The 326-nt window shown below is 55.2% G+C and carries 1 protein-coding gene; it reads right to left on the bottom strand.

Going from position 1 to position 326, the window contains the following annotated elements; translation table 11 throughout:
- Positions 1 to 326, bottom strand: a 326-nt coding sequence (locus FHL16_RS33935) for an HAD family hydrolase (protein ID WP_138739128.1), incomplete at both ends; no start/stop codon positions are given.

Here is a 326-nt window from a genome sequence, read left to right as displayed (position 1 = left end):
TCACTTCACCGTGGACTTCTTCAATCCCCATCTCCCTGGCGACAGCCCGAGCGGTGGTGAGCCCGTCGCCAGTAGCCATGATGATTTTGATGTCATCAGCCTTGAGCTTGGTGACTGCTTCTTTGGAGGTCGGCTTAATTGGATCTGATACTGCCAGTAACCCTGCCAATACCCCGTCGATTGCGAGGTAGATGATACTGATGCCGTCAAGACGCAACAACTCTGCACGCACTTGTAGGGGCTTGGTGTTCACGCCTGCGGCTTCCATCAACGCGGTGTTCCCCAGCTGGATCTTCTTGCCATCGACGATGCCACTGACCCCGATA

It is taken from the genome of Pseudomonas sp. FSL W5-0299 (genome assembly GCF_005930655.1).
GTDB classification, from domain to species: Bacteria; Pseudomonadota; Gammaproteobacteria; order Pseudomonadales; family Pseudomonadaceae; genus Aquipseudomonas; species Aquipseudomonas mandelii.
The sequence above is the reverse complement of the archived record's forward strand: the minus strand, read 5'-3'. Positions and strand labels throughout refer to the sequence as shown.